At 71.2% G+C, this 12,791-nt stretch carries 4 protein-coding genes; all 4 read right to left on the bottom strand.

Annotation, left to right across the window (positions count from 1 at the left end):
• Nucleotides 1–9 precede the first annotated feature (9 nt).
• Entirely contained in the window at nucleotides 10–1,314 is a 1,305-nt protein-coding gene (locus CG740_RS05990) for an activator-dependent family glycosyltransferase (RefSeq protein ID WP_159030239.1), read from the bottom strand.
• 106 nt (nucleotides 1,315–1,420) lie between these two features.
• On the bottom strand, nucleotides 1,421–2,566 hold the full coding sequence (locus tag CG740_RS05985; RefSeq protein ID WP_100573887.1) for an acyl-CoA dehydrogenase family protein: 1,146 nt from the start codon (nucleotides 2,564–2,566) through the stop codon (nucleotides 1,421–1,423).
• Nucleotides 2,566–10,932, bottom strand: coding sequence for a non-ribosomal peptide synthetase (locus CG740_RS05980; protein ID WP_159030238.1), 8,367 nt, complete (start codon nucleotides 10,930–10,932; stop codon nucleotides 2,566–2,568). Before CG740_RS05980 ends, CG740_RS05985 begins: the two co-directional genes overlap by 1 nt.
• A 219-nt stretch (nucleotides 10,933–11,151) precedes the next feature.
• Nucleotides 11,152–12,741: an FAD-binding oxidoreductase gene (locus CG740_RS05975; protein ID WP_100573885.1), complete on the bottom strand. Its 1,590-nt coding sequence runs from the start codon at nucleotides 12,739–12,741 to the stop codon at nucleotides 11,152–11,154.
• Nucleotides 12,742–12,791: the final 50 nt, after the last annotated feature.

Raw genomic sequence — 12,791 nt, 5'->3', positions numbered from 1 at the left:
GGTTACGGGCTATCGGCTGCGGCACCGGTCCGCGAGCAGCTCCAGCTCCCGGACCACTTCGGCGGGTGTCGGCTGGGCGAGCAGCTCGTCGCGCAGCCGCCCGGCACCCTCGCGGAACGCCGGATCGTCCAGGAGCCGCACGAGGTGCTCCCGGATGCGCGCGCCGCTCGTCTCCTCCTGCTCGTCCGCCGGGATCCACACCCCGGCCCCGGCCTTGTGCAGACGCGGGCCGCGCTCGCCGACGTCGGGGACGACGCGGCTGATCATCAGCTGTGGCACCCCGTGGGCGATCGAGACGAGGAAGGCGGGCACCCCGCCGTGATGGATGACCGCCGAGCACGACGGAATGACGGAGTGCAGTGCGACGAACTCCACCATTCTCGTGTGGTCGGGGACGCGCTCCAGTTCCTTCTGCAGGTGCGCGGGGAGCGTGAGCACCAGCTCGATGTCGAGGTCGGCTACGGAGTCCAGCATTCCCTGCAACTGCTCGATGGACAGGGCCTGTCCCGCCGCGTCCTTCTCCTGGGTCACTCCGAAGGTGGCCAGGACGCGTGGCTTCGACGGATCACGTCGGGCCCAGCCCGGCACGGCGGACGGCCCGTTGTACGGGAGGTAGCGGACGGGGACATGGGGGACGTCCGATTCCACCCGCATCGAACCCAGCATCTGCTCGATGGTGAACTGCCCGGTCGCCATCTCCTCGGAGAACGTCTTGCCGTACTTCTGCGCCCAGTTGCCGAGCCACTCCCCCAGGGCGTCCTCGCGGTCCTGCGGGGCCTGCTCCTCGCGGACCCGCAGGAAGTGCCGCCGCATCCGGACCTCCACGTCGAGCTCGATGGGCATGCGCGCGTGGGCGGCCCCCACCGCGGTGGCGGCGATCGAGCCGGCGTGGCTGAGGGAGTCCCAGACGATCAGGTCGGGCTTCCACCAGCGGCAGTACTCCACCAGTTCCCCGACCATCGAGTCGTTCATGGCCTTGAAGGTCCCGGTGAGGTAGCGGTACAGCCAGCGCAGGCGTTCCCAGGTGAGCTCCTCCTCCCGGTTCTCGGACACATCGCTCAGCAGGTCGTCCGCCGCCCCGTGCTCCTCGGCGATCCGCTGGAACATCTCGGCCTGCGACCGCTCCAGCTTCGCGAGGACGGGCTCGTCCGAGCCGACAGGGACCGCTGTCAGGCCCGATCCGGTGATGACCTCGGTGAGTTCCGGACCACTGGCGACCCGCACCTCGTGGCCGGCCGTTTGCAGGGCCCAGGCCAATGGCACAGAGGCCTGGAAGTGGGTCCGCCAGGGGAACGTGACAAACAGGACACGCATCGTGGTTGTCTCCTCCATGGGCCGCGCCCTCGAAAGCTCTCGCCGCCCCGTCTTGAACCGACCTTGAATCGCCCTTGGCCGCCCCTCGTCCGCGGGGCGGCCGCCGTCACACCCGGGAGGCCATGCCCCGGCCCACGATCAACCGCATGATCTCGTTCGTGCCTTCAAGGATCTGATGGACGCGCAGGTCACGGACGATCTTCTCCAGCCCGTAGTCGGACAGGTAGCCGTATCCGCCGTGGAGTTGGAGCGCCTGATTGGCGATCGCGAAACCCGCGTCCGTGCAGAAGCCCTTGGCCATGGCACACAGGTCGACGGCGTTCGCGGCCCCCTGATCCAGCGCGGTCGCGCTGCGCTGGAGCAACGCCCTCGATGCTTCGAGGGACGTGGCCATCTCGGCCAGTTGGGACTGGATCGTCGGCATGTCCAGCAGCCGGCTGCCGAACGCCTCCCTCGCCGCGAGGTGGGAGAGCGTGCGCTCCAGGGCGCTGCGCGCACCCCCCAGGGAGCAGGCGGCGATGTTGATCCGTCCTGCGTTGAGGGCTTTCATGGCGATCTTGAACCCCTCGCCCTCGGCGCCGATCCGGTTCCCCTCGGGAACCACGACCCTGTCCATGATCACCTGCCGGGTCGGCTGGGCCTTCCAGCCCATCTTGCGTTCCTCGGCGCCGAAGGAGAGCCCGTCCGCGTCCCTGTCCACGATGAAGGCGGTGATGCCGCGAGCTCCGCTGTCGCTGGTGCGGGCCATCACGAGGTACGTCTGTGACGTTCCCGCTCCGGAGATGAACTGCTTCGTGCCGTCGAGTACGTACGCGTCGCCCGCGCGCTCCGCCCGGGTCCGGATGGCTGCCGCGTCCGAACCGGCGCCGGGCTCGGTCAGGCAGTAGCTCGCCAGATCGTCCATGCGACACAGCCGACCCACCCAGCGATCGCGCTGTCGGCGGTCACCGTGCGTGTCGATCACCGTGGCGACCATGTTGTGGATGGACAGGTACGCGGAGATCGACGGGCACCCGCCCGCGAGCGCCTCGAAGACGAGGACCGCGTCGCTTCGGGAAAGTCCCGAACCGCCCGACTCCTCCCGGACGTTGATGCCGCCCATGCCGAGCTCGGCGGCCTTGCGCAGCACGTCGACGGGGAAGTGGCTCTCCCGGTCCCATTCCACGGCGCCCGGTTCGAGGTACTCCGCGGCGAAGGCCGTCGCGGTCTCCCGTATGGCCTCCTGTTCGGCCGTCATGACAAAGATGGTGATCAGCTCCGTTCGGCTTCTGGGGCGTGCTCGTTCTGGGCGGCCCGGTCGAGTGCGGCGCGCAGGACCGGTCCGAGCTGTGCCAGGGCGTGCGGACGCATCAGGTTCTGGTGCTCGCCGACGATCGGGTGCGTGGTGATCGTGCCGGTCACGTAGGGCTTCCAGAGCTCCGGCGTGACGTCCATGCCGGTGTCGGACGGCGACGCGGTGAACAGCAGCACGTCGGCGTCGAGCCGCCCGGGCGTGAACCTGTGCTGGAGACCGATGTTGTGGCTGTAGGTCTCGACCATCGCGGTCAGCGCGTTGTCCTCAAGGATCTCCGGCGGCAGGAGGTTGCTGCGGCGCAGCAGGTCCACCACCAGGTCGCGGTTGAGTTCCTGCCCCGCCACGTCCTCCGGGCGGTATCCGGCGGCGTCCAGCAGGAGCCCGAAGATCTGCTGCTCACCGGCCTCGGGGGCTTCCTCAGGGGATCCCTCGCCACGGACGTACGTGTCGAGCAGCACCAGGAGGCCGACCTCCTCGCCCTCCTCGCGCAGCCGGGTGGCCATGGCGTGGGCCACCATGCCGCCGAAGGACCAGCCGAGCAGGTGGTAGGGACCGTGCGGCTGGACCGTGCGCATCTCCCGTACGTAGTCGGCGGCCAGCTCCTCCATCGTCCCCGGCATGAAGTCCGGCTCGGTCAGACTGCGCGCCTGCACCCCGTACAGCGGACGGTCCGGGCCGAGGTGGCTCAGGAGTCCGGCATAGGGCCAGCTGAGTCCACCGGCCGGGTGCGTGCAGAACAGCGGTGGACGGCTGCCGCGAGACCGCAACGGCAGCAGGACGTCCAGGGCTGGGCGCGCCACCTCGCTCTGGTTCAGGGCCAGGGCGAGCTCCGCCGGCGTGGGCGACTTGAAGAGGGTGCGGATCTGGATCTCGGCTCCCAGAGTGGTCCGGATCCGCGAGATCAGCCGGGTGGCGAGGAGGGAGTGGCCGCCCAGGTCGAAGAAGTCGTCCTCGGCGCCGACGACTTGCACACCCAGCACCTGGGCGTACAGGTCGCACAACACCTGCTCGACCGGCGTGAGCGGGGGCCGGGAGGTGCCCGCGGTGGGATCGGGCGCGGGCAGGGCCCGCCGGTCGAGCTTCCCGTTGGCGGTCACCGGCAGCTCCGGAAGGACCACGACCGCCGACGGGACCATGTGCTGAGGCAGCCGCTCACCGGCGAAGTCGCGGGTCACGGCGCCCAGGGCGGTGATCTGGTGCGACGCGGCGGGGTGGTTGGTGAGGGGCCCGACGACGCCGGGCGCCGCCGCACGGTACGCCTCGGCCGAGACGTCGTCGGCCGGGGCTTCGGAGATGACGAACAGGGCGTCGAACCGGCCCTCGCCCGTCGGTGACCAGGTGGCGATGGTCCGGTAGCCGTGCTGTTCGCCGAGCTCGTGCAGTGCCTCGGGGTCGATCGCCGAGGCGTCGGGGTGGGTGAGGAGGCGCTGGGCGTCCGCCACCGGACGTCCGGTGCCGACCGCGCGCAGTGCGGCCGTCTCACCCGTGACCCGCAGGTTGGGGATGCCCGACACGTATAGGCGGGCCGGGCGGCGGCGCAGCAGGTCGTCCAGGTCCGCGGTCCCGTTCACCTGCCGGTCCCAGGTCAGGTGGGACGCCTCCGCCGGGTCCGGGGCAGCACCCCGGACCGGGCCGGCGGGCCGCTTGTGGAGGACCGCGTCGTAGCGGTGCCGGGTGAGTTCGTTGTGGTGGCGGCCCCGCTTGAGGCGGACGTCCACTCCGGCGATGGCGGGCATCCGGGTCGGCAGGGCCGTGAAGTACTCCGGCGCGACCAGCAGCTCCTTCTCCAGCAGCAGGTCGTGCTCGACAGCCCGGCGCACGTCCGCCGGCTGGGCTCCGGCGGAGGCGCGGTGCAGCTGGACCGCGGTGCGAAGGCTGCGGACGAGACGCAGATCGCGCACGTCGCCGAGGAAGATCCGGCCACCGGGGACGAGGAGTTCCATGGCCGAGCGGAGAACCTGGGCGAGGTAGTCGGCGTGCGGGAAGTACTGGACTACCGAGTTCACGACGATCGTGTCGAAGTGTCCGGAGGGCAGACCGGTGAAGTCGTCGGCCGCACGGCAGCGCAGTTCGATCCGGTCGGCCAGGCCGGGCTCGGAGGCGATCTGCCGGCGGAGTCGGTCGATCACCGGCGCGGATATGTCGGTGCCCCAGTACGACTCCACGTGCGGCGCCAGGTGCGCGAGGAGCAGCCCGCTGCCCGCGCCGATCTCCAGGACGCGCCGCGGTCCTAGCTCGCGGATGCGCTCGACGGTGGCCCGTCGCCATTCCCGCATCTGCTCCAGCGGGATGGGCTCGCCGTCGTAGCTGCTGTTCCATCCGGCGAAGTCCTCGCCCATGGCTTCGACGGCAGGGTCCTGCTCGTAGATCGCGTCGTAGATGTCCCGCCACTCGTCGATGTGCTCGCCCGTCTCCGGGCCGTCGGTCCCAGCCTCCGGCGGCGCGGGGACCACGTACCCGACCAGGCGCTTGTTGCCGGGCTGGTCCTCGCGCACCACCACCGCGGCGTGTGCGACGCCGGGGTGGGCCGCCAGTGCGGACTCGACCTCGCCGAGTTCGATGCGGAAGCCGCGGATCTTGACCTGGTCGTCAGCACGGCCGAGGAAGTCCAACTGCCCGTCGGCACGCCGTCGCACCACATCGCCGGTGCGGTACATCCGCACGCCGGGCGCGCCGAACGGGTCGGGCACGAAGCGCTGGGCGGTCAGTCCGGGGCGGCCCAGGTAGCCGCGGGCCAGCCCCGGTCCGGTCACGTACAGCTCGCCCGGCACACCGGGCGGCACCGGCTGCAGGCTCTCGTCCAGGACGTACACGCGCGCGTTGGCGTTCGGGTAGCCGATCGCCGGGGCGCTGCCGTCGGGGGTGAGGGGGTCGGTCATCGTCGCGCTCACCGTGGCCTCGGTGGGGCCGTATCCGTTGATCATCCTGCGGCCGGGCGCCCAGGCCTCGACGAGACCGGCCGTGCACGCCTCACCGGCCACGATCAGAGTGATGTCGCGCGGCAGGCTGTCCGGCGCCATCGCCGCCAACGAGGTCGGCGGCAGGGTGAGATGGGTGATTCCGTACGTGGCGCAGGTGGCGGCGAGCGGATCACCGGGCAGCAGTCGGTCGCTCGGGGCGACGACCAGGGTCGCGCCGGACAGCAGCGCGAAGCACAGCTCCCAGACGGCGGAGTCGAAACTGGTGGAGGCGAATTGCAGCACCCGGCTGCCCGGCCCGGCCCCGAAGCGTTCCGTCTGCAGCGCCGTCACGTGGGGCAGCCCGGAGTGGGTGACCACGACGCCCTTGGGCATCCCGGTCGAGCCGGAGGTGTAGATGATGTACGCGGGGTGCGTCGGCAGCAGGGGCACCGGCCTCTCCGCGTCGGTCAGCGCCGTGTCCGGGAGACCGTCGAGGGTCTTGACCGTGACGGGGTCGTTGAGGATCAGGTGCCGTACCGAGGTCTCCGGCGGCCCGTCCACCAGTTCGCTGGTGGTGATCAGCAGCGCGGGTGCGGCGTCCTCCAGCATGAATCCGAGCCGGTCGGCGGGGTAGTCGGGGTCGAGCGGCAGATAGGCCGCGCCGGCCTTCAGTACGGCCAGGATCGCCACGACGAGCTGGGCCGAGCGCGGGAAGGCCAGCGCCACCACCTGCTCGGGTCCCACCCCCCCGTCCACGAGCAGCCGGGCGAGCCGGTTCGCCGCGGCATCCAACTCCCGGTAGGTCAGGCCCTGTTCGCCGGAGATCAGGGCGACGGCCTGCGGATCGCGTGCGACCTGGGCCTCGAAGAGTTCCGGGAACGCCGCGGGCCGCACTTCCCGGACCGCGCCGGTGCCGGCCGTCAGCGCCTCCCGCCGCTCCCGCGCGGTCAGCAGGTCGATGCCGTCGACGGTCCGGTCGGCGTCGGCCACGGCCGCTTCGAGCAGCAGCCGCAGGCGGATCCCCAGCGCCTCGGCAGTGCCGGAGTCGAAGATGTCGGTGCTGTATTCGAGGAGGCCCGCGATACCCGCAGGTGCCTGGTCGGCCGTGTGCCGTTCGGTCAGGTGGAAGGACAGGTCGACCTTCGACGTGCCGGTGTCCACGGTCTCCACCGTGGCCTCCAGGCCGGGGATGTCCAGATGTCCCTGCGGTGTGTTCTGCCAGGCGAGGGCGACCTGGAACAGCGGTTGGTGGGAGAGCGTGCGCGTGGGGTTGAGGATGTCGACCAGGCTCTCGAAGGGGAGGTCCTGGTGCGCGTAGGCCTGAAGGCTCTTGTCCCGTACACGGTGCACCAGCTGCCGGAAGGTGAGCCGTCCGGAGGTGTCCGCGCGCAGGACCAGGGTGTTCACGAAAAAGCCGACGAGGTTCTCGGTCGCCTGGTCGGTGCGGCCCGCGATGCCTATGCCCACGGGCACGTCGGCGCCGGCGCCCATGCGGGAGAGCAGAGCGGTCAGTGCGGCGTGTACGACCATGAAGGGGCTGGCCTGGCACGAGCGCGCCAACTCGACTATGCCCGCGTGGAGTTCGGCGTCCCACCTGAACGGCTGGATCCGGCCCCGGTGCGAGGCCTGCTCCGGGTGCGGCCGGTCGGTCGGCAGCTCGATCCGTTCGGGCAGGTCGGCCAGCGTCCGCTTCCAGTAGTCGACCTGCTCCGCCCAGAGGCTGTCCGGGTCCTGGGCGTCTCCCAGGACCCGGTGCTGCCACAGGGTGTAGTCGGCGTACTGCACCGGCAGCGGGGCCCAGTCCGGGGCGCGACCGTCGCGTCGGGCGGCGTAGGCGGTGGAGAAGTCACGCCACAGCGGCTGCATCGACCAGCCGTCTGCCGCGATGTGATGGACCACCAGCACCAGGACGTGCTCCGCGGGTCCCGCCGCGAAGAGCCACGCACGCACCGGTATGTCGCGGGTGAGGTCGAAGACATGGCCCGCCGCCGCGGTCACCGCGCCGTCGAGCTCCCCGGCCGGCGGCTCCGCCACGGCAAGGAGCCGGGCGGCATCGTGGCCGTCGAGGACCTGCTGGTGGGGCACACCGTCGACCTCGGTGAAGACGGTTCGCAGCGCCTCGTGACGGGTCACCACATCCGCCAGCGCCGCACGCACCGCGTCGGTGTCCAGCTCGCCGGTCAGGCGCACGGCCAGCGGGATGTTGTAGGTCGCCGAAGGACCCTGCAGCCGGTTCAGGAACCACAGCCGCTGCTGCGCGAACGACAGGGGCAGCCGCCGCGGCCGCTCCTGTGGCGCCAGCGGCGGACGCACCGCCCCGGCCCGGCCCAGTGCCCGCGCGACCTCGGCCGGCGTACGTGCCCGGAAGAGCGTGCGCAGCTGGAGTTCGGCCCCCAGGGCGGTGCGGATCCGGGAGATCAGGCTGGTGGCCAGCAGAGAGTGTCCGCCCAGCTCGAAGAAGTCGTCCTCGGCCCCCACCTCCTCGGCGCCGAGGACCTGGGCGTACAGGTCGCACAGGATCCGCTCGACCGGAGTGCGCGGCGGGCGTGAGGTGCTGATGGTGGTCCCAGGGGCGGGCAGCGCACGCCGGTCGAGCTTGCCGTGCGCGGTCACCGGCAGTTCGGGCAGCTCCACGACGGCGTCCGGAACCATGTGCCGGGGCATCCGCTCACCGGCGAAGGCGCGCACCGAGGAGGCGAGACCCTCGTCCGCGGTGGGTGCGGGAACGACGTATCCGACCAGGCGGCGGTTCCCGGGCCGGTCCTCGCGCACCAGCACCGCGGCCTGCGCCACGTCGGGGTGGCCGGCGAGGACGGACTCCACCTCGGCGGGTTCGATGCGGAAGCCGCGGATCTTGACCTGGTCGTCAGCACGGCCGAGGAAGTCCAACTGCCCGTCGGCACGCCGTCGCACCACATCGCCGGTGCGGTACATCCGCTCGCCGGGGCGGCCGAACGGATCGGCCACGAAGCGCTGCGCGCTCAGTCCGGGCCGGTTCAGATAGCCGCGTGCCAGCCCCTGGCCGGCGACATACAGCTCGCCGGTAACCCCGGCCGCCACCGGCTGGAGGCTGGAGTCCAGCACGTACGACCACGCGTTGTCGATCGGATGTCCGATCGGAGGCGATCCCGCGTCCTCGGCGAGCGCGCCGGTCATCGTGGCACACACCGTGGATTCCGTGGGCCCGTAGGCATTGATCATTCTGCAACCGGGGGCCCAGGCGGCCACCAGCTCGGCCGAGCACCGTTCGCCGGCGACGGTCAGGGTGACGACGGACCGCAGGCTGCCGGGCGGCATCACCGCCAGGGCGGTCGGCGGCAGGGTGAGGTGGGTGATGCCGTACTCGGCGACGGTAGCGGCCAGGGCCTCGCCCGGCAGCAGGCGCTCCCCGGGGGCCAGTACGAGCGTCGCGCCGGACAGCAGCGCCATGCACAGCTCCGACACGGCGGCGTCGAAGCTGGTGGACGCGAACTGCAGCACCCGGCTGCCCGGTTCGACCCCGAAGCGCTCGATCTGTGCCGCGGCCAGCCGGGGCAGCCCGGCATGGGTGACCACCACGCCCTTGGGCGTGCCGGTCGAACCGGAGGTGTAGATGACATAGGCCGGGTGGAGCGCCAGCAGCGGCGTCGTCCGGTCCTCGTCGGTCAGTGCCGCACAGGACAGGTCCTCAAGCGTCCCGGCCGTGCCCGGATCATCCAGCAGCACCCGCTGAACGGCCGTTTCAGGCAACGAGCCCGCCCAGTCCCGGCCGGTCAGCAGCAGGGCGGGCGCGGCGTCGTCGACCATGAACGCGATCCGGTCGGCGGGGTAGTCCGCGTCCAGCGGCAGATAGGCGGCGCCGGCCTTCAGCACCGCCAGGATCGCGACCACCAGCTGGGGCGAGCGAGGCAGCGCGATGGCCACCTTCTGCTCCGGCCCCACTCCACGCCCGGTCAGCAGGCGCGCCAGACGATTCGATGCCGCGTCCACCTCGGCATACGACCAGGAGTCCTCGCCGCACATCACGGCCGTGGCGCGGCCGTCCCGTACGGCCTGCGCCGCGAACAGATCCGGCAGCAGACCCCGCGGCACCTCACGGGCCGCTCCGGCTCCTGCCGTCAGCGCACCCTGCCGCTCTTCGGCGGTCAGCAGCTCGATGTCGCCGACGGACTGCTCGGCGTCGGCGGTGAAGGACTCGATCAGCCGGATCAAGCGGCCCGAATGTGCGGCCAGTTCGTCCTCTCCGTAGAGATCGGCGTTGCCTTCGAGGTTGATCCGCACCCCCGCTCCGTCGGAGCGGTCGTACGCCATGATGAAGAGGTCCTCGACCGGACCGGAGTACAGCGGGTGGGCGGTGGCGCGGGCCTCGCCGAAGCTGAGGTCGTAGTCGAAGAACATGATGTTGACCTGCGGGCCGGTCAGGTCGTTCATCCCGCCGGGCAGGCCGAGGTCGCGGACCAGGTCCTCCACCCGGTAGCGCTGGTGCCGCAGTACTTGGCCCACCTCCTGGGACACCTGCCGCACGAGTTCCAGGACTGTGGTGTGCGCGTGCACCTCCACGCGCAGCGGCAGCGCGTTGACGACCATGCCGGGGATGCTGCGCAGGGTGGCATCGGTTCGGGTGGAGAGCGGCAGGCCCAGCACGACCTGGTCCGCTCCGGTCATGCGGTGCATGTACGCGGCGGTGGCGGCGATCAGCACGGCGGACGGGCGCACCCCGGCCGCGGCGGCCGTGTCCTGCAGCCGGGCCTCGACCTCCTGGGGCAGGCCCGCCTTGTGCCAGAGCCGCGTGGTCGGGGGCTTGTGGGGGCGGCCGGCGAGGCGGGGCGGCTCCGGGAGGTCGGCCAGCCGGTCCATCCAGTAGCGCCGGTCCTCGGCATGCGCCTCGGAAGTGCGGTAGTCGGCGTCCCGGTCGAGGAGCAGGTGCAGCGGACCGAAGGGGGACTCCTCGGTGGGCGTGCCGGTGGCGAGGGCCGTGTAGAGCGCGGCCACTCTCCGGGCGAAGAGCGCCCAGGTGAACGCGTCCACCACGATGTGGTGGTAGCCCTGGTACCAGATGAAGCGGTCCGGCCCGAGCTTCAGCAGGGCGAACGAGAACAGGGTGTCGCGGGCCGGGTCCATCGGGCGGGCGGTCTCGGCGTGCATCCACGCCTCGGCTGCTTCCCGTGGATCTGCTGCGCCGCTGAGGTCGACCAGGGGGAAGTCCCAGTCCGTACGCGGCTCGACGACCTGCCAGGGCACTCCGTCGTCCTCGAAGAACCGCAGATGCAGGGCGGATGCCTCCGCGACAGCGCGACGCAGCGCCGTCGCGAAGACGGCCACGTCCACCGCACCGGCGATGTCCAGGAACTCGGAGATCCGGTACTGCCGGCTGTTCGGTGCCAACTGTTGGGCCAGCCACACCTCACGTTGGGCCGCCGTCAGGGGCAGGCGCGCAGCGTTCATGTCGGGCAGTGACATAGGTGGAGGCCCTTTCGGATGATCTCGCGAAGGTTCCGCGCCGGAGAAGGCTCCGCGTCGGGGAAGGTTCCGCGTGGTGAAGGAGAACGATGGGCAGGTCGGCGAGGTCCGCCGCCGGGGCATGGCGAAGTCGCCCCGACCGAGAGGCCGTTCGGGCGTTGCTCGCGGCCGGTCCGCCCGCACCGAGGGGAAATCAGAAGGTCGTCAGGACGGGTCGAGCGACAGTGCGTGCCGGAAGACGTTCCTGGGGTCGTACGTGTCCTTCACCCGCTGCAGCCTGGGGTGATTGCCCTTCCAGAGGATCTCGTACCACGGCACGCCGGTCCGGTTCTGGCGCGGATCGCGCAGGTCCACGTCGGCGTAGTTGATGTACCCACCGTCCTGCTGCCCGTTGGGCACCGGGAATCCACCGGACGCCGCGTGGACGTTCCCGCGCAGGGTGCGCAGCCACTCGACCTCGGCGTCGTCGTGTGCCGGGTCGACCCACACGGACGTGTACCAGAACTTCATGATGGAGTCGCGCTGGGGGATCGCCCTGGCGGCGGGCTCGACGGTGTTGATCGCGCAGCCGTAGGCGGCCAGGTACACCAGGCCGACGTTGAGGTGGTTCGGATCGGTCAGGGACCGGTACATCGCGGCTATCTGGCCCTGGGTGAAAGCCTCGCGCATGTGTCCGCCCGTGGACTTCTGCCGTGTGTAGCCCGGTTGGACGACGGTCGGTTCGAGGGTGATATCCAGCCAGGTGCCCTCGGTGACGTCGACCCTCGGCTCGACGCCGACGCCCTCGGAGACCGCGGCTATGTAGTCGTCGTGCAGCCGGCCCGTCGCGGCGAGGGTGGCATCCATGCGGATCTCCAGCTGCACCCAGGCGGCGTTCTTGGAGTACAGGTTGAGCGAGCTGTGCAGCACGGAGTATGGCGAGCCGGGGGCGCTGTGCGCCGCGTGCCAGGCGTTGTGGTTGGTCACCAGGCGGGTGAAGCCCGCCTGGGTCAGCCCGGACCAGGGCCAGGACACGACGGTGTTCCGCATCCGTGCGGGCGGCGTGGGCAGCAGCGAGGACGGGCCGCCGGTGGCCCGGGGGGTGCGGAACCAGAACTTCGTGACGATGCCGAAGGCGCCGCCGCCTCCGCCGGTGTGGGCCCACCACAGGTCGCGGTGCGGATCGTCCGGCTCCCGCGTGGCGATGACGGTGCGTGCGGTGCGGCCCCGGCCCGCCACAACGACCTCGACGGCGTACAGGTGGTCCACGATGAGGCCGTGGCGGCGCGACAGCGGGCCGTACCCGCCTCCGCTCACATGACCGCCCACGCCCACCTCGGGGCAGACGCCACCCGGCACGGTGACTCCCCAGCCCTCGTGGAGCGCGCGGTAGACGTCGCCGAGCCGGGCGCCGGCCTCGACGGCGAAGGCGTTCATCCGGGGGTCGAAGGTGACGCCGGTCATCTCCGAGACGTCGACCAGGAGACGGAACTGCGGGTCGTCCACCAGGCGTTCGAAGCTGTGGCCTCCGCTGCGGACCGTGATGCGCCGGTCGAGGGCGATGGCCTTGTTCACCGCCTGCTCCACCTGGTCGGCGGAGTTCACTAGCCAGATCTCGTCCGGTGTGGCGACGAAGCGGGTGTTGCAGCCCCGTCCGGCGAGCTCGGTGTAGCGGGGGTCGCCGGGCCGCACGATCACACTGCTCCGGCCCTGGCCGGCGGCCTGCGCGGTCGTCGGAGGAGACGCGGGCAGGAAGCCCGCGACGGCGCCGGCGGCGGCCACCGTGGAGCCCAGGAGTCTGCGTCGCGAAACCATGCTGATCCAATCTGTGCTGAGTTCGGGGCCTTCACGACAAGAAGGCATGC

This window comes from Streptomyces sp. CB01201 (assembly GCF_002803085.1).
Lineage (GTDB): Bacteria > Actinomycetota > Actinomycetes > Streptomycetales > Streptomycetaceae > Streptomyces > Streptomyces hundungensis.
This window is presented reverse-complemented; position numbering and strand designations above follow the sequence as displayed.